The 23,069-nt window shown below is 68.2% G+C and carries 19 protein-coding genes; 14 read left to right on the top strand and 5 right to left on the bottom strand.

The window, feature by feature from the left end; all coding sequences use genetic code 11:
* Window positions 1-57: 57 nt before the first annotated feature.
* From ACGH7X_RS40170 to ACGH7X_RS40185, 4 genes are all read left to right on the top strand, one after another.
* The gene (locus ACGH7X_RS40170; RefSeq protein ID WP_399895821.1) at window positions 58-819 is read left to right on the top strand and encodes an MBL fold metallo-hydrolase; all 762 of its coding nucleotides are present in this window, start codon (window positions 58-60) and stop codon (window positions 817-819) included.
* Window positions 820-1,137: 318 nt separating this feature from the next.
* The gene (locus tag ACGH7X_RS40175) at window positions 1,138-1,704 is read left to right on the top strand and encodes a hypothetical protein (protein WP_399895824.1); all 567 of its coding nucleotides are present in this window, start codon (window positions 1,138-1,140) and stop codon (window positions 1,702-1,704) included.
* A gap of 407 nt (window positions 1,705-2,111) precedes the next feature.
* Window positions 2,112-3,809: an amidohydrolase gene (locus ACGH7X_RS40180; RefSeq protein ID WP_399895827.1), complete on the top strand. Its 1,698-nt coding sequence runs from the start codon at window positions 2,112-2,114 to the stop codon at window positions 3,807-3,809.
* 394 nt (window positions 3,810-4,203) lie between these two features.
* A complete protein-coding gene (locus tag ACGH7X_RS40185; protein WP_399895830.1) occupies window positions 4,204-5,145 on the top strand; it encodes an alpha/beta fold hydrolase in 942 nt (313 codons plus the stop codon).
* 40 nt (window positions 5,146-5,185) lie between these two features.
* Here the strand turns inward: ACGH7X_RS40185 and ACGH7X_RS40190 are convergent, their stop codons facing one another.
* The 3 genes from ACGH7X_RS40190 to ACGH7X_RS40200 all read right to left on the bottom strand — a co-directional run bounded on the left by ACGH7X_RS40190 (window position 5,186) and on the right by ACGH7X_RS40200 (window position 8,620).
* The gene (locus tag ACGH7X_RS40190) at window positions 5,186-5,569 is read right to left on the bottom strand and encodes a DUF6009 family protein (RefSeq protein WP_399895833.1); all 384 of its coding nucleotides are present in this window, start codon (window positions 5,567-5,569) and stop codon (window positions 5,186-5,188) included.
* A 205-nt stretch (window positions 5,570-5,774) separates the two neighbouring features.
* On the bottom strand, window positions 5,775-7,328 hold the full coding sequence (locus ACGH7X_RS40195; RefSeq protein ID WP_399895836.1) for a phage/plasmid primase, P4 family: 1,554 nt from the start codon (window positions 7,326-7,328) through the stop codon (window positions 5,775-5,777).
* Window positions 7,325-8,620, bottom strand: a complete 1,296-nt coding sequence (locus ACGH7X_RS40200) for a bifunctional DNA primase/polymerase (RefSeq protein WP_399895839.1) — start codon at window positions 8,618-8,620, stop codon at window positions 7,325-7,327. Before ACGH7X_RS40200 ends, ACGH7X_RS40195 begins: the two co-directional genes overlap by 4 nt.
* Before the next feature lie 981 nt (window positions 8,621-9,601).
* Between ACGH7X_RS40200 and ACGH7X_RS40205 the strand changes: the two genes are divergently transcribed.
* The 3 genes from ACGH7X_RS40205 to ACGH7X_RS40215 all read left to right on the top strand — a co-directional run bounded on the left by ACGH7X_RS40205 (window position 9,602) and on the right by ACGH7X_RS40215 (window position 13,146).
* The gene (locus ACGH7X_RS40205; protein ID WP_399895840.1) at window positions 9,602-10,435 is read left to right on the top strand and encodes a hypothetical protein; all 834 of its coding nucleotides are present in this window, start codon (window positions 9,602-9,604) and stop codon (window positions 10,433-10,435) included.
* 201 nt (window positions 10,436-10,636) lie between these two features.
* Entirely contained in the window at window positions 10,637-11,902 is a 1,266-nt protein-coding gene (locus tag ACGH7X_RS40210; RefSeq protein ID WP_399895843.1) for a ParA family protein, read from the top strand.
* Window positions 11,899-13,146: a ParB/RepB/Spo0J family partition protein gene (locus ACGH7X_RS40215; protein WP_399895846.1), complete on the top strand. Its 1,248-nt coding sequence runs from the start codon at window positions 11,899-11,901 to the stop codon at window positions 13,144-13,146. The genes ACGH7X_RS40210 and ACGH7X_RS40215 overlap by 4 nt, the downstream gene beginning before the upstream one ends.
* 163 nt (window positions 13,147-13,309) lie before the next feature.
* Here ACGH7X_RS40215 and ACGH7X_RS40220 read toward each other — a convergent pair whose 3' ends face one another.
* Window positions 13,310-13,591 (bottom strand): WhiB family transcriptional regulator, encoded by a 282-nt coding sequence (locus tag ACGH7X_RS40220; RefSeq protein WP_399895849.1) that lies wholly within the window; start codon window positions 13,589-13,591, stop codon window positions 13,310-13,312.
* A gap of 495 nt (window positions 13,592-14,086) precedes the next feature.
* Between ACGH7X_RS40220 and ACGH7X_RS40225 the strand changes: the two genes are divergently transcribed.
* On the top strand, window positions 14,087-14,719 hold the full coding sequence (locus tag ACGH7X_RS40225) for a peptide deformylase (protein ID WP_399895852.1): 633 nt from the start codon (window positions 14,087-14,089) through the stop codon (window positions 14,717-14,719).
* A gap of 103 nt (window positions 14,720-14,822) precedes the next feature.
* Here the strand turns inward: ACGH7X_RS40225 and ACGH7X_RS40230 are convergent, their stop codons facing one another.
* A complete protein-coding gene (locus tag ACGH7X_RS40230) occupies window positions 14,823-15,737 on the bottom strand; it encodes an SGNH/GDSL hydrolase family protein (RefSeq protein WP_399895855.1) in 915 nt (304 codons plus the stop codon).
* 509 nt (window positions 15,738-16,246) lie between these two features.
* Here ACGH7X_RS40230 and ACGH7X_RS40235 point away from each other — a divergent pair.
* From ACGH7X_RS40235 to ACGH7X_RS40260, 6 genes are all read left to right on the top strand, one after another.
* Window positions 16,247-17,113 carry an alpha/beta fold hydrolase gene (locus ACGH7X_RS40235; RefSeq protein WP_399895858.1) on the top strand — a complete coding sequence of 289 codons (867 nt, stop codon included), beginning with the start codon at window positions 16,247-16,249 and terminating at the stop codon, window positions 17,111-17,113.
* A gap of 109 nt (window positions 17,114-17,222) precedes the next feature.
* The gene (locus ACGH7X_RS40240) at window positions 17,223-17,669 is read left to right on the top strand and encodes a VOC family protein (RefSeq protein ID WP_399897691.1); all 447 of its coding nucleotides are present in this window, start codon (window positions 17,223-17,225) and stop codon (window positions 17,667-17,669) included.
* Between the two features lie 52 nt (window positions 17,670-17,721).
* Window positions 17,722-19,176 (top strand): dihydrolipoyl dehydrogenase family protein, encoded by a 1,455-nt coding sequence (locus ACGH7X_RS40245; protein WP_399895861.1) that lies wholly within the window; start codon window positions 17,722-17,724, stop codon window positions 19,174-19,176.
* 492 nt (window positions 19,177-19,668) lie between these two features.
* Window positions 19,669-20,784: a bifunctional DNA primase/polymerase gene (locus ACGH7X_RS40250; protein ID WP_399895864.1), complete on the top strand. Its 1,116-nt coding sequence runs from the start codon at window positions 19,669-19,671 to the stop codon at window positions 20,782-20,784.
* Window positions 20,781-22,301: a phage/plasmid primase, P4 family gene (locus ACGH7X_RS40255; protein WP_399895867.1), complete on the top strand. Its 1,521-nt coding sequence runs from the start codon at window positions 20,781-20,783 to the stop codon at window positions 22,299-22,301. The genes ACGH7X_RS40250 and ACGH7X_RS40255 overlap by 4 nt, the downstream gene beginning before the upstream one ends.
* Window positions 22,301-22,702: a DUF6009 family protein gene (locus tag ACGH7X_RS40260; RefSeq protein WP_399895870.1), complete on the top strand. Its 402-nt coding sequence runs from the start codon at window positions 22,301-22,303 to the stop codon at window positions 22,700-22,702. The genes ACGH7X_RS40255 and ACGH7X_RS40260 overlap by 1 nt, the downstream gene beginning before the upstream one ends.
* Window positions 22,703-23,069: the final 367 nt, after the last annotated feature.

The raw sequence follows: 23,069 nt of genomic DNA on the forward strand, positions 1-23,069 counted from the left end.
AGAGGGACTCCGCCGGGCCCCAAAAGCCTCGAAAGTCTCGAAAAGGAGCAGAACTCCATGTACAAGGCACTGCGTGACGACATCGTTCGCGTCGATGACGAGATCTACTCGGTCTCCGGCAGCAACACCAACTGGGTGATCCTCAAGGACGGTGACAGCTGCACCCTGATCGACACCGGCTACCCCCGCGACCACGCCGCCCTGCTGACATCGCTGGACGCCCTCGGGCTGACCCCGGCATCCGTGGCCGCGATCCTGGTCACCCACGCCCACAACGACCACATCGGTTCGGCCGAACGCCTGCGTGTGGAGCACGGCACTCCTGTGCTCATGCACGAGGACGAGGTGCCTCACGCCCGTCGGGACTACCTCGACCAGGTGTCCGTCGGGCAGGTGCTCGCCCAGGCATGGCGGCCCGGTGTGCTTCCCTGGGCCGTGCACGCCCTTCGAGCCGGAGGAACCACGCCCGTTCCCGTCCACGGTCCGCGCCCCTTCCCCGGGCAGGGTGCGCTCGACCTGCCCGGTGCACCCGTGCCCGTACATACCCCGGGTCACACCAAGGGGCACTGCGCGTACCTGCTGCCGACAAGCGGAATACTGGTCAGCGGCGACGCCCTCGTGACGGCTCACCCCACGTCACGCCTCGCCGGTCCTCAGTTGCTGCCCGACATGTTCCACACCGATCGTGCCCGTGCTCTCGACGCCCTGACCGTGATCGAGGGCGTCGACGCGGACGTCGTCGTGCCTGGTCACGGGCCGCTGCACCGCGGGTCCGTGCAGGAGGCGGCCACCACGGCACGCGAGCGCGCCGAGCGGTAGACCACCGCGGTCTGCGCCGTTCGAGTGATCGACGAATACCCCCTAATCTGACATGTGACCCATGAAAGGCGGATACGGACGGTTCGGCGACACCCTTCCCGGGCATGTCCCTCCTGAAGGACCGACCATGTGTACGAGGCGATCGTGAACACAGAACGGTCCGAGAAGGTTGTCGCCTTCCCAAAGCCACAGGTACGTGGGCGATCCCGTCCGGCGACATGCCCGATCGGCCGTCTCTCGTCGTTCGCACTCTTCGGCACATCCCCGGCGGCGTGGGTACCATGCGCAGCAACATCCAACACGAGGGAGTGAACGGTTGTGACCAGCCAATCAGCCGCCACGCTCCGATCGCGGTACGTTGAACAAGCCGCGTCGGACCTGGAGGAAAACCGTCGTCTGCAGCAGGAACTGGCCGAGAAGATCAAGATGTTGAAGCAGGAGGAGACTCTCCTGTCCGACATCATGCAACTCGCCGAGCGGTACGAGGGCTCCTCGGACCCGTCCCGCCTGCCCGAGCAGGCACAGGACGAACCCGCGCTCACACAGACGAGGCGAAGTGCCCAGGGCACGTCGGCGCCCGCCAAGGCGGCGCCCCAGCGCCCCGCATCGGCCAAGGGGGCGCCTGCCAAGGCCACCGCAAAGACTGCCGCGAAGGGGAAGTCGCGTCAGCCGCTGCTCGGAGACCTCCTGATGGACCTGCTGCGGACATACGACGAGCCGCGTCTCGCCAAGGAACTGCGGGACGAGCTTCTGGAGAAGCATCCGGACCGGACACCGACTCCGCAGGTGGTACGCAACACCCTTGAGTCACTTGTCGCCAAGGGCCGCATCCGGCGCCACAAGCAGCAGCGGTCGGTGATGTACTCCCTCGTAGCCGCCTCCTGAGGCCGGTCCGCCACCGCGGGAAGCGGCACGTCGACCGACGACAACTCATCCCGCACGCCATCCGCCGGCGGTGAGCGGACCGGCGTGAAACGAAGCTGACATTTAGGTGCCCTCTTGCGGGTACCGCGCCGCACCCGGGTAGCCCGGCGCGACGAAGGACAGCGGGTTCGGCTTCTTTTCTGGAACCCCCCGAAGAGAAGCCGACCGCAGAGTTCGACCGCAGAGTTCGATTGAGAACATGTATCTCCGGGACGTGTCAAACCTAAGTTCCAGCACGGGAGTTACACTCCGTCAGTATCCAACCTATGTCGGCCGGCTGGGATACGTGTGATCTGAACCGGCACCGTGGAAGACACATACAGACAGGTCAGCCGGCCACCGCCTCCCCTCCGAGGAACGAGACTGACGTGAACGACCTCTATCCGGGCCGTCGGCGCCTGCTGAAGATGTTCGGACTGGGCGCCACCGCGACCACGGCGGCCATCCTCCGGGCCGACCCGGTGCTCGCCGCCACCCTCGGCTACGACGAGAAGACCGGAGTCTCCCCCACGGCGTACCGGGCCCCCAACGGTCTGGCGAAGAACACCGCGGCCAAGCAGACGGCGCTGGGCTGGATCGACGCCAACGAGAGTACGGTCACCGGGCTGAGCGACGACGTGTGGAAGCACGCCGAGCTGTCGCTGCGTGAGTGGAAGTCTTCACTCGCCACCGCGAACCTGCTGAAGGCCAACGGCTTCACCATCGAGTGGGGATCCGCCGGCTTCCCGACCGCGTTCGTCGCCACCTACGGCAGCGGCGGCCCCGTGCTGGGCTTCAACGCCGAGTACGACGCCCTGCCGGGTCTTTCCCAGAAGAAGGGCGTGGCCGCCCACGACCCGCTGATCTACAACTACGACGCGTACGGCCCGACCTACGGCGCCGGCCACGGCGACGCCCACAACGCCCTCGGGGCGGGCGGTACGGCCGCCGCCATCGCCGTCGCGCGCGCCATTCACGACAACGGGCTGAAGGCCACCGTCAAGCTGTTCGGCAGCGCCGGCGAGGAACAGCTCGTCGGCAAGGCCTACGCCGTCAAGGCGGGCGTCTACGACGGCCTCGACGCCTTCCTGGACTGGCATCCGTTCAACATCACGGTGCCGTTCTGGAACACCACCAGCGCACTGGTCTCGGCCACCTTCACCTTCCTCGGCGCCTCCGGGCACGGCGGCACCCCGCTGGGCAACAAGAGCGGGCTGGACGGCGCACTGCTGATGGCGACGATGTCGGAGTATCTGCGGGAGAAGAACGTCGCCCCCTCGGGCAGGTTTCACTACGCGATCATCAATGGGGGTGGCGCTCCGAACGTGACGCCGGACATGTGTTCCATCTGGTTCTTCGTCCGCGAGGGCAGCCCGGCCCGGGCCCAGGTCCTCTACGAGAAGATCGTGGACTGCGCGAAGGCCGCGGCCCGGGCCAGCCAGACCCGGCTCGTGCACAAGTTCCACTCCGCGACGTGGAACCTGCTGGCCAACAAGTCCGGCGCCGAGCTGCTGAACGACAACATGCGGCAGATCGGTGCGCCCAAGTTCACCGACGCCGACCACACCCTGGCGAAGGCCGTACAGAAATCGCTCGGCAAGCCGGAGGTGGGCATGCCGACGGACCTGACCCCCCTCGCTCCCCCGGCGGCCGCCTACAGCGGCGGACTGGCCACGGACACGGCCGACATCAGCTGGCAGACTCCCACCGCCGTGCTGTTGTCCGCGGCGTACCCGCCCGGGCTCCCCAACCACAACTGGGGCGTGACCGCGACCGCGGGCACCAACATCGGTCACCAGGCCCTGCTGTCCGCGGCTCGATACCTGGCGGCGGCCGCCGTTGACCTCATCGAGCAGCCGGACCGACTGGACGCGATGAAGCAGGAGTTCAAGGGTCGCACGGAGGGCATCGAGTGGGCTTCGATGATCCCCGACAGCACCCAGCCGCCGCTGTACGAACCGCCGGCGGACTTCCTGAAGGCGACCGGTCAGAGCTGGCCCCCGAAGGGCGTGACGTGGCCGGTGCCGCCGGTGGTCGCCACCGAGCAGCTGGGCACCACCGGGCCCAACCTGTCGCCCGTGACCTGACACGGCCCGCTTCCCCACTCCCCCGTCCGCGGCCTCCCCCTCCCTGTGGCCGCGGGCGGGGCCCTGCGCGCCTCGAAGCGGTTCATCACCATCGTGTCGCCGATCACTGAGTCGTCGTGGAAGGGTGCGACACCCCCTGGCGCCCCAGTTCTCCGAACGTCCTGTGGCCCCTCAGGCTGCCCGTCCTCGCCCACGTGTTGCGTTTCACTCGGAGCGCTGCCTGGCGAAAAGACCCGACTCGGCCCACATCACCCGTAATCCGCAGGGCCGTTGTCTCTCCCAGGACGCCGGGCCGGAAACACGTGACATGGATCACACGCCAGTCTTCGAACTCCGGGACCCCCCGAGCGCCGTGTCGGTGTGAGAGACACACTCACAGATGCGGAGACCCCTCATGGGCATCACGGCACACTCCACTGACGCCGCGCGGTCCGGCACCGGCTCCCTCCCCCGGGGCACCCACTCCTTCACGGTGGGAGGCATCCGCCAGTGCTACCACGTCCACGGCACCGGCCCGGTGTGCGTGGTGCACTCCGGAGGCCCCGGCATCTTCTGGGACTACCTGCGCATGCCCGCCCTCGAGGAACACCTGACCATGGTGTACGTCGAACCCATCGGCACCGGCGGGTCGGGACGGCTTCCCTCCCACCCGCACGGCTACACCCGGGAGCGCTACAGCCGCTTCCTGGAGCAGTTGATCAACCGTCTCGGCGTACCCGAGGTGTACCTGCTGGGGCATTCGCACGGAGCGTTCGTCGCCGCCCACCATGCCCTCGCACGTCCGGAGCGGCTGGCCGGTGTCGTGCTGTACGAGGGCGCGCCCGTCACCGGTGCCGAGCACGGCGCGGAGGCGGGTCGCCGGGTGGAGGAGTTCGCCGTCCGCAACGCCGGTCATCCCGGTCTCGCCGATGTGCTGGCCGCGTTCGGCGCGATGTCCGCCATGTCCGACGACGAGTCGACCGTGGCGGTCGCCAGGGGTGTCCTGCCGTCGTACTTCGCCGACTACTGGGGCCGGGAGGAACAACTGGCCCCGGTCCGGGAGGCGATGCGGGCCACGTACATCTCGGGACTGGACGAGAACCTCTCCCCCGAGGCCATCGACGACCGGGCCGCGCTCAAGGATCTGGTCGTCCCGACGCTGGTGATCGTAGGCCGGCACGACGTGATCTGCGGGCCGCGCTGGGGCCAGGAGCTGCACGAGCTGATTCCCGGCTCGCGCCTGCTGGTGCTGGAGGACAGTGGGCACATGGGACACGTCGAAGAGCCCGGACGCTTCCGCGACGCGGTCCGCGACTTCGTACTCGAGACCGGCGGGCGAGAGGCCGGTGCCGCGTAAGAGCGCCGGGGACGCGGCGCTTTGGGCCCGTCGGCCCCGGTCAGGACGCGGACGTGGCTATGGCCACGGAACCGCTCTGCGAGCGCGGGGTCTTCGCCCCCGGTTTCTTCGGGGCGATGGTGCGGGGATCGACAGCCTCTCCCGGAGCGCCTTCGCGGTAGAGACCGTCGGGGAGGCTGTCACGATCGTGCGGCAGGAGGAAGAACACCCTGCGCTTGTACAGGCCGCTGTCGGGGTCCGGGGAGGCGTTGTCGTCCAGCAGGGCGTATCCCACCATGCGTCCGTCCCGGGCGTAGGGCGGCTTGGTGTTGCGCCGCCTGGTCTTGTCGAGCGCCTGGCGGACATAGTCCAGCCCTGAGGGGTTCTCCAGCCACACCACCTCTTCTTCGTGGCTGAGGTCGCTCTCGGTCAACAGCGAGCTCATGGCTGCAGCCCCTCCTTCGTCGGCGTACTCCCCGGCCAGGGGGACGTGGCCGAGTGAGTATCCGTGTCGCCCCGGCCCGCCCACCGGCCAATGGCGGGCCGCCCTCTGAGGGCCCCCGCTGCCTGCGGGGCTTGGCAACCATCGTAGAGCGCACGGCGACAACGGTGTAGGCCATGTCGTGTGGATGGCCAATGTGCGACGGCCGTCATGAGGACTCCAGCAGGGCAATGCCGGGGTAGTACTTCCGACCGTTCGACTTGATCATGTCAGCCGGGGAGGCCACGCCCACCTCCTGGCGGACCCGGTTGGCGAAAGCCCGGGGGGTCGCCGGTCGGATCCCCTCCCCCGCATGGCACCAGGAGCTGTACTCCATGTACAGCAGTCCCTGCTCCACCCGCAGATCCCTCGCACGGTCGCCGTCCCTGGTGCAGCATTCGGCAAGGAAGCGGCCGATGTGGTCCTCGGTGGTGGCGTAGGCCGTCGTGGCCATACGGACCCTGTCGGGGCCTTCCAGCGGGTCCCGGGTGCGCAGATAGCGTTGCGCCCCTTCGACGAGCCATTGCAGGATGCCCGGCCCCTCGTCACGTACGAGTTCGAAGGCGAGGTTGTCGATCCGGCGCTCGGCCGGGACGGTCCGGGTGAAGGGCAACAGACGGATACGGCGCCAGAAGGCGAAGCCGCCGGTGGACACTTCGGGACGATGGTTGCCCAGCAGCCACAGGTGATGGGTGGGGGTGAACGAGAAGTAGTCCTGCCGCATGCGGCGGGCCTTGATCTTGTCACCACCGGTCAGGAGCCGGACGCGGGCCTCGTCGAACTTGTCGTTGGGCTTCAGCTCACTGCACACGATCAGGCGGCGGCCGTGCAGTTCGGTCAACTCCGTCGAGTGCTCGGAGAAGGCTCCCCGGTCCATGAGAAAGCCGGGCGGGGCGGCGTCGGCGTAGTCGCCGAGGATCTGGATCATGATGTCCAGCAGTACGGATTTGCCGTTCTTGCCCTCGCCGTGGAGGAACGGCAGAACCTGCGCGCCCACGTCGCCGGTGATGGAGTAGCCGAGCATCAGGTGCAGGAAGTCGATCATCTCCCTGCCCTCGTCGTCGTCTCCGAAGGTGTCGGCGAGGAAGCGGTGCCAGCGAGGCGTTTCCATGCCCTGGGGCGCGACGCTGGTGGCCCGGGAGTGGAAGTCGCGGGTGGGGTCGGCCTTGCGCAGGTGGCCGTTGTTCAGATCGACCACGCCCGCGGGGGTGCACAGGGCGTACGGATCGCCGTCCAGCCGGTCCGGGTCCACGGAGAGGTCGGGCGACGCCTTCGCCTGGGTGAGCAGGGCCTTCATACCGGTGGTGGACAGGGTCCGCCGTTTGTGTTGCGCGATCTCACGGTTGCTGAAGACACCGCGCGGGTCGGTGTCCGACATGTCCTCGGCCATCTCCCCCGCGGCCCACAGGGCCGCCTTCTCGCCCCCGGCGCGTTTCCAGCGGTGGCCCTCCCAGGAGAACCAGCCCAAGCCCTCCACGTGGCGGAACTGATCACGGTGGAGTTGCACGAAGAGACGAGCGTTTCCCCGGTCCGACAAAGAAGGGGGCAGCAGCGACACACCCGCGCCCCCGGGCAGGGGGGCGGAAGGAGGGCCTTCGGAGACCGTCTGTGCGGGCACCAGGGCCGGTGCGGTGGGCTGCTGTTCCATCGTCTGGAAGGCGAGCATCTGTTGAGCGGCAGCCTGCGGGTCGAAACGCGGCGAGCCTTCGGCACTGCTGCTCATGGACGTCCTTTGAGGTGGAGAGGGCGGGCAGACCCTACGGCAAGGGCGTCGTCGACGATCTTTTCATTCCGAGGCTGTTGCCAGGGGCGTGCGTAGGCGGCAACACGGACAAGTCGATCACGAATGGCGGCGTGATCGAGGTGACCTGCCCCTGCAAGGCCGCCGGCCGCGTAGGCCGCGCGATTGAGTTTCTCCGAGAAGCCGGTCCCCTCAGGGGCGGACGCACACCCGGCCACCTCCGCAATCAGGGGGTCCAGTATCTGCTCGGCCCGTGCCGGAGCCGCGCGCCGGACCCCGGACAGGCGTTCAGCGGGAGGCTGGGCACGATCTGCGGGGGGCTGAGGGGTCACGACATGGCCGGTGCGCACGAGTTCACACCGTAGCCAGTCGGGCAGGACGGCCGGGGTTCGTGCCGTGCCCTCGGCCCGGTAGACACCTTGGGGAGTGCGGGTGCCAGGGGCCACGATGTATCCCCCGTCGGCTCGTACGTCGACCTGCCAGGCCAGCGCCGCGTTTCGGCCGGAGCCGGTCGAGCAACGCAGGCGAGTGGACGGGTCGGGATTCCGGTACCAGACGTGGAGGCCTCCGGACGGGGTACGGACTCGGAGCGTCGTGTGGTCCTCCGCCGGGCTGCGTCGGCCTCGGTAGGCGGCGAGCAGCGCCAGAGTGTCGAAGCCCGAGACCAGACCGTCCAGCGTGACCTGATCCGGGATCGGGATGCCCGGCAGCAGTCGTGACCTGTCGGCCACCGGCACCACGTGGGCATCGATGTCGACCACGACAAGGCCGGCAGGACCGCAGGAGACACCGACTCCCGCGGCGGGCATGTCGGTCCACCACCGGTCGATGAAGAAGGCGTTGGTCGTGGCGCAGTGGAAGCCATGACAGGGCCGTCCTGCGGGGAGACAGGGGCAGGAGGTCTGCTCATGCCTGCCGGCACGGCAGGACGAGCAGTTCCCGGCAGGGGTCTTCCGTCCCGGGGCAAGCGGATGGACCGGCCAGCCCTGCGCCGCACACCACCGTGCGACGGCATGCGGTGACGGCGACCCGGCTCGGGCTGCACTGTCTCGGTTCTCACCTTCGCGCGGCACGGGGTTCGTCCTCGTCACGTCTGATTGCTCGATCACTTCACCGGTCCCCGACGCGTGATGGCCAACCGTCAGGGACCGAAGGGACTCTAGTGCGGGAAAAGTGTAGGACGCGGCGTCTGAAAGACAGGTGTCCGGCCCGCGTGCCGTTTGTATCAGTTTGCTGGGTCCCTTGAGTCCCTGGCACTCCAGAGTGCCACTCACACCCTAGGGGCCGAAGGGACCGAGGAACATGATGTGCTTCCGCCTCGAGTCTCCCGGCGGGCGGGCGCCGGCAGGGATCGAAATCGTCGAGGGACCGAGGCACAGGGGCTGGTCCAGTTACGGGCCCTGTTTGGTCCCTCTGACATTCTCGCAGGTCAAGTGGGCTATATGCCCCGCCATAGGGACTGAAGGGACTGATCTCGCCCATTATGAGCTGTAGTTGATGTGTGTTGTATGCGCACGCGCGTATGAATACATATAGCTTGTCTACGTCATAATTGCGTTTTTCAGTCCCTACGGTCCCTGCGGTGGAGCCCATATGGCGTCTGACCTGTGAAAACGTCAGGGACTGAGTGTCAGGGACCGAAGGGGCCAGAGCCCCTTCGGTCCCCCGCAGGGACCCTGTCCTCTTCCTGTGGTCGACAACGGGCAAAATCCTGTGAACCTTTTCGGTCCCTGCCCCCGTCATAGGGATGTGGGGCTGCGCAGGGGCGCCACGACGGGCGGTGGGTTGGAGGGAAGACGAGCCTTGCCGGGCCCCCCTCGGGCCCTCCCCCTATTACGCCGTAATAGATCCGGCCGCCTTCCAAGCTGACTCGCCGAGGTGGAAGCGCCCCAGGGCAGGCCCGTCCGGCCAGGGCAGCTGTCGGCGTAGCACCGGGCGGCGGACTTCCGGGACTTCCTGGCCGGGCGCGACCGACAGCTGACGCCTTTGGAACGCGGGCTGGGCTATTACGCCGTAATAGCCCAGCCCCCCACGACCGGCGTTTCCCCGCAGCCGGAGGCCGCCGGAGTGAGCCCGGTCGGTTGCTCCCACAGCCCCCTGTTGATGGGGCTGCCTTCTTCAGTTTTCCCTCTGGGCCATCGTTGCTGGTCAGAGCCCCGTCCGGCAGACGGAGTCTGCAAGACAGTCCGTGGCCACTCCCCCACGACCCATGATTCACATTCTGTGAATCGGGCTCGGCACGACAGAATGCCGTCATGGCAAAGCGAGCGCGAAGGCTGTCCCCACCCACGAAGCCCCTGATCAAAGCGCCTATCAGGATCGGTGCTCTCGATGCGGCGGCTGTTGTCGGTGAGCTGCGCCAGATCCATGAGGACGCCGAGGACCCTGACGTGGAACGTATGCCGGCCGACGAGGAACTGTTCGGTGCCCTGCTGTACGCCGAGAAGCACGCCGACGCCCTGCGGAAGCTGTCCCGGGAAGTTCAGTGTGCTGCCGCTTTGAAGCGCGTACGGCTGTGGGAGTACCTCCGTGAGCAGAGCGACCAGCACCAGTTTCGTGCCGTGGCCGACGCACGGGACTCGGGCGCGGAGTGGGCGAGCCTTGCCCCGGAGCTGGCAGTCAGAACGCCGAGCGCTGCCTACAACAAGGCCAAGCGTTTGCAGGCTGTCGACTTCACGGACGAGACTCCCGGCGCTCGGCCAGTACGTCGAACACCCGAAGCGGTCCTGAAGGCGGAACGTCGGCTCCTCCTGGAACAGGCGGTGGAGCGGCGTGCACAGGAAGCGGCGCAGCGGCGGCACGAGTTGGTGATGCCGCTGGCTGTCCGGCTCCTGGAACAGCGGGACGGGCTGGTGGAGGACGAGGACTCGGAGTACTGGCTCGAGGAGATCGAAGCGGTACTGCCCAACTGTCGTACGCCGCTGCAGATGGTGAGCCTCAGCCGATATCTGGAAGCGGCCGTCCGTGCCCTGGACAAGGTGCAAACGAACACCGGTCGTCCTGTCGCGGTCACCGAGGAGGCTCGCCACACGGTGGCTGCAGTTGCGGAGTTCCTCCGCGGTGTCGAAGCTCCGAGCACGAAACAGTGAGCGGGCGGGACGACGGGGTCGCAGGCTATTACGCCGTAATAGCCTGCGACCCCACAGGGGGAGCGAAGAGCTTGCGTGGCCGAGTGAACTCCGCGGGGCTATTACGCCGTAATAGGGGTAGCGGGCGCTGACACACCAACAAGTGTCACTAACTAACGTGTCGATGCGGTCGATGATCTACCACGTTAGTAAGGTAGCGCCATGAGTATGCCAGCCACCTCAAACGACCGGGTCAAGGTCGTCTCCAAGCTGCCGGGCTGGCTCCGGCAGAACCTCAAGGTGAGAACCGCTCAGCTCGGCGTCGAGATCCAGACTGCGGTGGAGCAGGGCATTGCCGCCTGGTGCGAGCTCGCCTCAGCGACTGCCGCAGTCGACACCGCGGGAGCCGAGTCCTTCTCCACATTCCTGCCGCCGGGGCAGTGGGAGGCGTTCCGGAGTATCGCGGAGGACCGGCGGGTCTCCCTCATCCAGGGTCTCGCCCAGTCCGTCCAGCTCTGGCTCGACACCAACCCTGCTCCCGATGTGCAACGCCCCGACATCACCCGTCGCATCATCGTCTGCAATCAGAAGGGCGGAGTGGGCAAGACCGCCATCACCGCCGGAGTGGGCGAGGCCCTGTCGGAGAACTCCAACAGCCTGTACCCCGTACGGGTCGCCAAAGCCTTGGCGAAAGCGCTCCGCGCCGGCGAGGCCACGGCAGACGACGGCGAGACGGGTACAGATCCACTCGACATCGAGAAGCTGCCCGGACTCGGACTCCGCGTCCTTCTGGTCGACTTCGACCCCCAGTCCCACCTCACCAATCAACTGGGGGCCGCGCCCCTGGCGATGAACGGCGACAGCCTCACCAACCACATGGCCGGAGACCCCAAGGGCGAGCTGCGGGAACTCATCGTCTCCATCGACGACGAGCACTTCGGAGGACGGCTTCACCTCCTGCCCGCGTGCCACGATGCATTCCTTCTCGATGTCCGCTTGTCCGCGGTCCGGGCCAGGGAGGCGGCCCTCGAACGGGCGTTGAAGCCCCTCGAAGCCGATTACGACGTAATCCTCGTCGACTGCCCGCCCAGCCTGGGGCTCAGCATGGATGCCGCCGCCTACTACGGGCGTCGACGCGACGGTGAGCGGCCGGGCCAGTCGGGAGCGCTCATCGTCGTCCAGGCCGAGGACAGCTCCGCCGACGCCTACGACCTGTTGACGAACCAGATCGAGGACCTCCGCAACGACCTCGGCATCGACATCGGCTATCTGGGGGTCGTCGTCAACCTCTACGACGGTCGACGGGGCTACATCGCCACGTCGTCCCTTCAGGGGTGGGTCGACATAAAGGATCCTCGAGTCGTCGGTCTGGTCAGCGACCTGAAGGAACAGAAGGAGGCAGTACGGATGAAGCAACCCCTGCTCAGTTATGCTCCCGCCTCGCAGCAGTCCGTCGGCATGCGTGCTCTTGCCCGGGAGATCTCATGAGCAAGGCCGATCAGCTGGGTGCCGGACGTTTCGGGGGAGGCGCCCGACCGGTCAGCGCCCGCCGTGCGGCGATCGGTGCCGCCACCGGGGTCCCGACCGAGGGTGTGGCCCCTCCGACTCGGCTGCCGATCACCCGCATCAGTCCAAACCCCGACAACCCACGTACCACGCTCGGTGACCTCGCCGAGCTCGCGGGCAGTCTCCAGGAGCATGGGCAGAAGCAGGCCATCACGGTCATGAACCGGGACGCCTACGTCAAGGCCAACCCTGAGCGCGAGAGGGACCTGGAACGGGACGCGACCCACGTCGTAGTGGATGGGAGCAGCCGTCTGGCCGCGGCCCTCGAAGCGGGTCTCACCCACCTCAACGTGATGGTCGACGACGACCAGGGGAGCGATGCCGACGCGATCCTCGAGTCCGCGCTCGTGGCGAACATCCATCGCAACGACCTTGACCCGTTGGACGAAGCGCATGCCCTCCAGCGACTGCTTGCCCTGCACGGATCACAGGTCAAACTCGCCAAGCGGCTGCGGAAGTCGCAGGGTTGGGTGTCCCAGCGCCTGGCGCTGCTGAACCTGGCTCCTCAACTTCAAGCCGTAATCGGGGAAGAGCCCGTCGAGTTGCTCCGCTCGGTGGCCAAGGAGCCGCAAGACCGCCAGGAAGCCGCCCTTGCGGAACTCAAAGCCGCACGTGCACGCAAGGATGCGGAGCGACGCGCGCCCGAGGAAGTTCTTCCGCCGGCTCCGACCCCGACCCCGACCCCGGAGCCGGTAGCCGCCCCTGTTCCGCAGGCCGCCGACACGCGACCGGAAGTCGTTGAGACACCGCGGGCTGTCGCGGACACGCCTCCCGCCGGGGCTGAACCGACCCCCGAAGCCAAAGCTTCGGACAAGGACACGGCTCCGCCGTCCCGTGTGGAGAAGCGGAAGCGCCCGCAGGTCCCGGAGACGGCGGTCACCCCGCCCGAGCCGGACACTGGGGGAGCGGCAGATGGTTCGGCTCCCGACAGGCCTGCCGCGCGAGTCGAGACTGTTCCGGAGCCTCGATCCGATCGCATGACGGTTGTTGATCCGGACCTGACCGAGAGCGGCTCGGCACTGGCTCGGCGGCTTCCCTACGACGACGGTGCGTTCATCGCGATGCATCTCATCCGCAAGATGAGCGATGTGGAGATCGACAGGATGCTGGAGATCCTGAACAAGCATCAGCGAGACCGTCAGGAGTCCAAGAGCAGCTCTCACTGATCGGCCCGGGAAGTGGGGGAGTGGTGGGGGCAGGGATATTACTCAAATCGGTCGACTGTGCGGAAAGGGAGCGCTCGTTCGAACAGTTCGATTCTTCGCTCAGAGCGATTTTCCCGAGAACCCCGCTCAGCCTCCCGAGCGGGGTTCTGCGGAAATGGGCCCGCTACGCCGCCCGGGCGGCGTACGCATCGTTCCTGTCGGGGAACAGGCGGCGGTGTGTTCGGCGCTGCTGCGGCGTGAGGCCGCCCCAGATCCCGTGTGTCGTCAGGGTCGGATGAGCGAGGGCCCACGCCCGGCAGGTCACGAGGGCCGGACAGGAGGCGCAGAGCGCCTTGGCCTTTCCCACCTCGACCGCGTTTTGGTAGTCGTCGGGGAAGAAGACGTCTTGTCCTGCGCAGGGCTCGTCCCCTGTCGTCGGAAAGAGAGAGGGAATGTTCGTGTTCATGGCTGCTCTCTTTCATGACGCGGCCATGCCGCAGTCCCCTCAATGGGTGTGATGATGGTGGGTGATGTGTGATCGACTCATCATGACAACGTGACCCGTCACCAGTCAAGCCGGTGACTGAGGCGTCGCGAATGCGAAGGATCCGCGGTGGGCGTGTGCGGTCGCCAAAACGAGGCAGGCGGCGTGGGCGCCCGCGGTTGTGACACGCGGCGCCCGTAAGTACCTGATGACACGTCAACTCCATTACGGCGCAGGGAAGTCTGAACTCTGGGGAGTGCCGGGCCCGTAGGTGTCCTGCCCCTTTGTCGGGCACTCGCCGGCGGTCTGTGTCCTTGGTCACTGATCGTCGATCGGCATGAACCTCCATTGCCTCGCTCTCGCTTGTGCAAACGCGGGGAGCCACACACCGCGTCGGAGCCATCACCGCTGTAGACGGTGGCCTCCTTCGCGTGTGCGGTCTGAGACGTCCCAAGGAACACGTGCGAAAGGTCTGGCATGGAACACAAGGAACTCACCGACAAGGTGACCCAACTTCTCGACGCACCGGGGGCGTTGAGCATTGTCATGGCCGGAGATCCTGTCCTTCGGCAGAAGTCCGCGCCCTACGAGGGTCAGCTCGGCGACGACTTGCTGCAGCGCCTGATCGTCAGGATGCGCGAGACGATGAAAGAGATCGACTCGGCGGTCGGGCTGGCCGCCCCCCAGGTGGGAATCCCCCTGCACCTCGCGGTCATGGCGACCCCCGAGGCACTCGCCGCCCGGCTGGCCAAGCGGGGACAAGAGGCCGTGCCCTTCACCGTGTTGATCAATCCCTCTTATGAGGCCGCGGGCGGGCGGCTGGCCGCGGCCTACGAGGGATGCCTCAGTGTGCCGCCGTGGCAGGCCGTGGTCGCCCGCCCCGAGCGGATCAAGCTCACCCGAGAGGACGAGACGGGACGGCGGATCGAGGAGGAGCACGACGGTTTCGCCGCCCGGATCGTGCAGCACGAGACCGACCACCTGGAAGGAACGCTCTACCTCGACCGCGCCGAACTGCGTTCTCTGTCCACGGTGGAGCAGGTGATCAAGCGCTGGGGCGTGGCCGGACTGGGGACGGCGGCCGAGGAACTCGGCTTCAACCTGCCCTGACCAGGAGCCCACAGGCAGGAGCCCACAGGCGGCCCCGGGGCGGTCGGGCCGCCGGGGGAGTACCCCGGCGGCCCGACCGGTCAGCTCTTGCGAGAGCGGACGTTCAGTGGTGCCACGTGTGACGGGAGAGGGCATGCTGAAGGGCCCCGGCCATGGCGCGCTCACCCGAGGCGTTGGGGTGCACGGGAGCCGCTGGTGTCTCCGGTGTGAACGTCTCGATCCACCGTTCGTCGACCGGCTGGCAGAGGTCGTGTCCGATGGTCGGGGTGTAGGTGTTCACGTACTCGGCCCGCCCGTGCCGGGCCTGCCTGGCGAGCATCGCGTTCAGTTCCTGCTCCTTGTCCCGGAGATACGCGAAGTCTCCCGCGGCCAGCGGCACCTTGGCGCTCGTGCAGCCGACCCCGTCGTGGGGGAAGAGGTCCGGGTACCCGACCACCACGACGCGAGCGTGCGGAGAGCGGTGGTGAATGCCACGGAGGACCTGCGCGATCTTCGGCGCGGTCCGGGTGATGGAGTTCCTGATCTGGTCCGTGCCCGTGTCCGTGTCCGTGAAGTGGGACCGGCAGGGGGCACCCGTGGGATCGGAAGCCGAGAGCTGTGCGCAGGTACCCAGGATGGTCGAGAAGCCGATGTCGTTGCCGCCGATGGTGACGGTGACCAGTTCGGTGCCCCGGTCCAGGGCATCGAACTGGGCCGGCACGGCGCCCTGGGCGTCCGTCATGTTCGCGGTGGTGGCGCCCGAGCAACTGACGTCCGTCAGCGCCGATCCCGCCCTCCTCGCGACCAGAGAGGCGTAGTTGTGGTCGGAGCGCAGACAGGTCCCGTCGACCTGGGTCGGTACGAGCGGTGCTGAGGCGTACGAGTCACCCAGAGCGACGTAGTCCACCCGGTGCCTGGTGTCGGCAACCGTGCTCGCCTCCGCCGTCCCGGCCGTGGCGAGGGCGGTTCCGGCACACAGCAGCGCGGCGCCCGCGGACAGGGCGCGCCCCGCGCGTGAGGTGGGAAGCAGTCTTCTCAAGGTCGTTCCTTTCGTGACCGAGCCGGCCGGTACCGGTGATGGCGGAGCCGCCAGTCGCGTCGGGTTCCGCCGTACGGGCGTCCGGGGCTCGGATCGGGTATTCACTAGTCACACGTATCCGGGGATCGATGGGTGCCGAAAACACCGATAACGAAATGACACCTGTTCCGGGTCTCCAGGGCATCGGCCGTGCCGGTGAGGTGGGCGTCGACCGGGCACTGAGAGTCGAATGGCTTAGGGCCGCAGCGGAGCAGGACCGGCCGAGCGAGCTCGCAAGACGGTCGATCAAAGCCCTGACCAGTGCGGACGAGGCCACGGTCGCGAGGCACGAGACGATCTCACGGGTTCCTCCATTCAGTGTCTTCGGACCGTCATGTGACGGATGTGGGCGCGCCCGGTCGCGGGACAGGGTGGAAACACCGAACAGCCCGGCAGCTGACGGCCGCGCCCGATTCGGAAGAAGTTCCTCACAACACGGTTCTCGAAGTCTTTGGAAGGTGGTTGTCGTGATGGGTGTTTTGGGTGTGCGTTGGGGTCGTGGTCGTGTGGTGTCGGGTGTGGTGGCGTCGGTGGGGGTGGGGGTGGTTTTGGGGGCGTTTTCGTTGGCGGGGCCGGCGAGTGCGCGGCCGGAGGCCGGCGGCGGGGGCGGTCAGCGGTGGGTGAAGCCGACGGTGGTGCTGGAGCATGGTGCGTTCGCGGACGCCTCGAGCTGGAACGGGGTGGTCAAGGAGCTGAGGGCGGACGGGTATCCGGTGGTGGCGGCGGCCAACCCGCTGCGCGGCCCGGCCTACGACGCCGCCGCCCTGCGCAGCGTCCTCGACCACGTCAAGGGCCCCAAGATCCTCGTCGGGCACTCCTACGGCGGCAGCGTCATCAGCCAGGCCGCCACCGGCGACCGGGACGTCAAGGCCCTCGTCTACGTCGCCGCGTTCCTGCCCGCCCCCGGCGAGAGCGCCCTGGAACTGACCAACAAGTTCCCCGGCTCCACCCTCCCCGACACCCTCGACCCCGCCCCCACCACGCTCCCCGACGGCACCCAGGGCACCGACCTCTACATCCAGCAGGACAAATTCCCCCACCAGTTCGCCGCCGACGTCCCCCGCAACCAGGCCGCCCTCGCCGCCGTCACCCAACGCCCCATCGCCCAGAACGCCCTCGAGGAAAAGGCCACCACCGCCGCCTGGAAGACCATCCCCACCTGGGACATCATCACCACCCACGACCTCAACATCCCCCCCGCCGCCCAACGCTTCATGGCCCACCGCGCCCACGCCCACACCACCGAAATCCCCGCCTCCCACTCCGTCGCCGTCTCCCACCCCCACACCGTCACCCACACCATCGAACAAGCCGCACACACCACCACCCACCACTGACACACACCCACATCACAGACGCCACCCACATGTGGGCCAACGGACGGCCCGGTCGGGTCGCCGACGAGAAAACCCTCACCGTATGAACACCGGAAGTGAGATCACAGCCATGGACATGAAGCTCGAAGTCCTCGTGGTACCCGTGTCCGACGTCGACCGTGCCAAGGCGTTCTACACGCAGAAGCTGGGCTTCCGCCTCGACGCCGACTTCCCGGTCCAGGATGGCTACCGGGTCGTCCAGGTGACGCCCCCCGGCTCGGAGTGCTCGATCATCTTCGGTGACGGCCTCACGAACGCCGAGGCGGGCACACACCACGGGCTCCACCTGATCGTCACCGACATCGTGAAGGCCCTGGAGGAACTCGCCGGGCGCGGCGTCGAGGTGTCCGGTCCGTTCCGCGACTCGACCGGCGTGTTCCATCATGCCGGCGACACCGACCGGGTCCCCGGTGCGCACCCGGAGCGAGCCAGCTACGGCTCCTTCGCCTCCTTCTCGGACCCCGACGGCAACGGCTGGTTCCTCCAGGAAGTCTCCGAGCGAGCCCCCGGCCGCTGATCAGCGAGTTCCGTCCAACCCGCCCCGCCAGGGCCCAACCACCGGAGGATTCGTGACGACCGAGAGCATCCGCACCTATGACGTCGTCGTCATCGGCGCCGGGCCGGTCGGCGAGAACATCGCCGACCGCACCACTGCCGCAGGACTGAGCACCGTCATCGTGGAGAGCGAACTCGTCGGCGGCGAGTGCTCGTACTGGGCCTGCGAGCCCAGCAAGGCACTGCTCCGGCCCGCCCTGCTGCGTGCCGACGCCTCGCACGTGCCGGGGCTGGACCCCGCGGTGGCCGGGCCGCTGGACGTCGCCGCCGTGCTGGCGCACCGGGACCGGATGTCCGCCGGTTGGGATGACGAGGGCCAGGTCGAGTGGCTCAGGTCGGCCGGCATCGAGCTGCTGCGCGGTCATGGGCGTCTCGACGGACCCCGCAGCGTGGTCGTGCGAACCCCCGACGGTGACACCGTGCGCCTACGGGCCCGGCACGCGGTCGCCGTCTGCACCGGCAGCCGCGCCGCCCTCCCGGACCTGCCGGGGCTCGACTCCGTCCGTTACTGGACCAGCCGCGAGGCGACTGCCGCCCGGCAGGCGCCCGAGCGCCTGATCGTCGTCGGCGCCGGTGTCGTGGGCACCGAGATGGCCACCGCCTGGCAGGGCCTGGGCAGCCAGGTCTCTCTCCTCGTCCGCGGTGACGCCGTGCTGCCCCGCATGGAGCCCTTCGCGGGCGAGCTCGTGACCGAGCGCCTGCGGGAAGCCGGCGTGCACGTACGGTTCGACACGACGGTCTCCACCGCCAAGCGAGGAGGTGGACCGCAGGACGACCTCCTGGTCACCCTGTCCACGGGGGAGGAGATCACCGCCGACGAGATCCTCTTCGCCACCGGCCGCGCACCGCGCTCCGAGGACATCGGTCTGGAAACCGTGGGACTCGCTCCGGGGGACTGGCTCACCACCGACGACACCCTGACGGTCCCCGCCGTACCGGGGGAGTGGCTCTACGCGGCGGGGGACGTCAACCGCCGCGCCCTGTTCACTCATCAGGGGAAGTACCAGGCCCGCATCGCCGGTTCGGTGATCGCCGCCCGGGCCCACGGGACGGCTCCCGACACGACCCCCTGGAGCCGACACAGCAGCACGGCCGACATCGGCGCCGTCCCCCAGGTCGTCTTCACGGACCCGGAGGTCGCGGCGGTGGGTCTGACCACGCTGGAGGCCGAGCGCACCGGCCGTCACGTCGACGTCGTCGACTACGAGATCGGTCACCTCGCGGGCGCCCTCCAGTACCGCCCGGACTACCGCGGCAGGGCCCGGATCCTCATCGACCCCCGGCGACGGACCGTCGTGGGGGCGACCTTCGCAGGTCCGGGAGTCGCCGAGCTCCTGTACTCGGCCACCGTTGTCATCACGGGCGAGGTCCCTCTCGAACGTCTGTGGCACGCCGTACCGGCCTTCCCCACCATCAGCGAGGTGTGGCTGCGCCTGCTCGAGACGTACCGCGACCGGACGGAGCACTAGCACCTCCGGCAGCGACTGAAGCGACCCTGTGACCGGGCGCCGGTCGCTTCAGTCGCTTGGGTCGCTGCCTCACCGGCGACGCAGCGACTGAAGGAACAGCTACTCAAAGACTCTTCAGTCGCTTCCCTCCCTATTGGAAAGTAGCAGGTCAGAGGGGTAGTGGAAGGTGAACAGCGACTGAAGCGACTCAAGTTCCGGGTATATGAAGACATTCGCGTGTGCGTGTGTGCGTCATATATAGAGACCTTCAGTCGCTTCAGTCGCTGATTGGGTAGTTCAAACGCTTCTGACCTGGTGCTTCTCTGTCGGGCCTGGTTCAGCGACCGAAGGCTTCAGTCGCTGGCACTTCTCGTTCAGTCGCTGCCGGGCTCGTGTTGATCGCATCATCGACACGGGGCGCGGCCTATTCGCATGTGCTCCACGACCTCACCGGCCACGTTCGCTAGTCTGTGTCCATCGTTGAGTCGCTTCGGTCGCTGATAGGGGGTGTAAATGCCTGCTGAGCTGCGCTTCTCTCGCAGCGACTCACGCCCGCCGACCCCCGAGACTCCAGTCGCCGAGCGGTCGCTGGCCACGGCGCGATGGTGTGCCCGGCGAGGCTGGCCCGTGCACCCCCTCGCCGCCCGGCGCAAGACCCCGGCCGCGAACTGCGGCCACTGCCGCACGGACCGTCACCCGCCCGGAAGCTGTCCCTGCCACCGCGCGGGCCGCTGGTGTCACGGGTTTCACGCGGCCACGCTCGACCAGGACCGGATCCAGCAGTGGTGGGGCAGCCACCCGGAGCTGGGCATCGGCGTCTCCTGCGGCCCGGCGGGCCTGGTCGTCGTCGACATCGACGCACATCCCGCCCAGACGCCCGCCAGGGACCGGATCCTGCCCGGCATCGCCATCCCGGACAGCGTCGATCTCACCGGGCTCGCCAACGGGTTCCACACGCTCGCCGTGCTCGCCGCCCTGCGCGGGCAGCCCAGCCCCGCCGACGACCCGACCACGCTGCGGGTGCGGACCCCGTCCGGCGGGCTCCACGTCTGGTACCGGGCCGCGGACCAGCGCCGCTGGCAGTCCTCCGTCGGTTCCAGCCCGGGCCGCGCCCTTGCCTGGCAGGTCGACATCCGCGCGCACGGCAGTTACATCGTCGCGCCCGGCAACACCATCGGCGCCGGCACCTACACGTGCGTCGGCGACATCCGAGAACCGGCCCCCCTCCCTGTCTGGCTCGCCCAGGAGCTGGAACGCACCGGCCATCAGCCCGCCTCCAGCATCCCCGCCCCCCGCCCGGTCCCACCGCGTGCCCAGCAGGCCGTACTGGGCGCCGGAGGCGGCCGGGACCGTGTACGGCGGACCCTCGACGCCGTCCTGGCCCCCGTGGAAGCCTGCGGTCAGGTGAGGGAAGGCGCAGGGTTCTCCGACACGCTCAACCGGGCCGCCTACACCCTCGGAGGACTCATCGCCGCCGGCCGACTGCCCCAGGACGAGGCCGAGAGCGCCCTCCGGGCAACGGCGGCCGCCGCCCGACCGGGCCAGGAGCACCGAATCCAGCACATCATCAAGAGCGGCTTGACCGCAGGACTCGAACGTCCCCTGCGCGCCACCGGGGAGCGGCCATGACATCATCCGGCCGCGAAACGCTCTTCGAATTCGACCCCGAGGCCGTAGCCGCCCAGATCCGCGCCCAGACGACCGCCGTACCGGTGCCCGCCCAAGCGGAGCCGGGACGCACCCCGACCGGTGAGGTCACCGCGCACGGGCTGCTGCCCGACACGCTCTCCGACCGCGGCAACGCCAAGCTCTTCGTCAAGCTGTACGCCGACGACTACCGGCACGTACCCGGCATCGGCTGGTACCGCTGGGACACCACCCGCTGGCAGATCGACGAGGACGACACCGTGCTGTGGGCGGCGGGCGACCTCGCCGAGAACATCTCCACCCATGATCCGCGCGGTGCCTTCACCACCACGGCGCTGCAGCAGCACCGCCGCCGCGCCCTGTCCACCACCGGCATCAACGCCATGCTCACCCAGGCCAAGTCCGCCCCCGGCATGGTCCTCAACGCCGCCCGCCTGGACGCCGACCCCTACGCCCTGTGCACACCGGACGGCATCGTCGATCTGCGCACCGGCCTGATCAAGACCCCCGACCCGAACAAGGATTTCCACTCCCGGTCCACCACCGTCGGCCCCCAGCCCATGGCCACGCCCCGCTGGCAGCGGTTTCTGACGGACACCTTCGGCGACGACGCCGAAGGCCGGGAAATGATCGACTACCTGCAGCTGCTGCTCGGATACTCCGTCACCGGAGACGTCGGCGGCCAGGTCCTGCCCTTCCTCTTCGGATCCGGCAAGAACGGCAAGTCCGTGCTCCTGGACGTGCTGATGAAGCTCCTCGGCGACTACGCCGACGCCGCCCCGCCGGGTTTCCTCATGGCCCGCCCCTACGAGGGCCACCCCACCGACCTGGCCGAACTCCACGGCCGCCGCGTCATCGTCTGTTCGGAGGTCAAACCCGGTGACAAGTTCGACGAGGCGCGCGTCAAGCTGCTGACCGGCGGCGACCGTATCAAGGCGCGCCGCATGCGCCAGGACTTCTTCAGCTTCGAGCCCACGCACAAGCTCTGGCTGCTGGGCAACCACCGGCCCGAGGTCGGCACCGGCGGCTACGCCTTCTGGCGCCGCATGCGCCTGATCCCCTTCGAGCGCGTGGTGCCCGACCACCGCAAGATCGACAACCTCGCCGACATCCTCGTCACCGAGGAGGGTCCCGGCATCCTGGGCTGGCTCATCGACGGTGCGCGCCGCTACCTCGCCGGCGCCCGGGACCTCACCGGCCCCGAACGCGTACGCATCGCCACCACCGCCTACGCCGAAACCGAAGACCACACCGGGCGCTTCTACGACGAGTGCTGCCGCCACGCGCCGGAGCTTCGCGCGGAACAGACGGCGCTGTACGCGGTGTACCGGACGTGGTGTCAGAATGAGGGAGCTCCGGCCATGTCGTCCCGCGCGTTCGCAGCCCGCACCAGGGAACTCGTGGGCCTGGCCTCGCCCAAGGAGATGATCCTGTCCAATCAGCGCAAGCATTACCCGGGCATCGGACTGCTGACCGACGAGGAAGGGGACGCAGACTGATGAGCTCCCTGATCACCGAGGACGAGATCAGCCACGAGAGCGACTTCGTGTGGCTGGAGGACATCGCGTCGTTGGACTACGTCCGCCAGAGCCTGGACCGGCTGCCCACCCGCAAGGGCCGTCCCGCCTACCACCGTGACGGCCGCATGGTCGGCTACGCCCTGCTCGGCCCCACCGCCAAACCCTCCCGCGCCTCCGGCACGTTCCGCCGTCGCGTCTTCTGGCTCCTGCCCCACGACCGTGACAGCCAGCCCCAGGGCCTCTACGCCAAGAGCGCCCCCGCCGAAGCCGTCGATCCGCGCACCCTGGAGCCCCGGGTGAAGGGCTACAAGACGGAACGCTCCGAAGGCGGGCCGCCCTCCAGTGCCATGCGACGACTGGGGATAACGCTGCCGTTGTGACGGTTGACCAGAGCCTGACCGCCGCCGCACCGATCGCCCGTCGCGCGTTCCCCGGTCGTGCCCCCGGCCGCCGGGCCGCTGCCCGGATGGCCGGATTCAACCAGGGGCTACGGGAGCGCGGCGTCGAGAGGCGAGCGCGGAAGCCGCTGGAAGGCCGTCTCCGGCCGGATCGGCCCGGTCGTTTCGCTCCGATCGGTATCACCGACGGGTTCATGCCTCCCCAGGCCCACCGTGCAATGAGAGTATCCGTCGAAATCTGGACATCCTTTACCCTGGGTGATTGCATGGGCCATACAGAGCCTCGTGTGGGCATGGCCGAGTCGGCGGACACCGGGCCACTTCTTGCATCGTGGCCGTTGGAGGCAGC

It is taken from the genome of Streptomyces sp. BBFR51 (assembly GCF_044591655.1).
Lineage (GTDB): Bacteria > Actinomycetota > Actinomycetes > Streptomycetales > Streptomycetaceae > Streptomyces.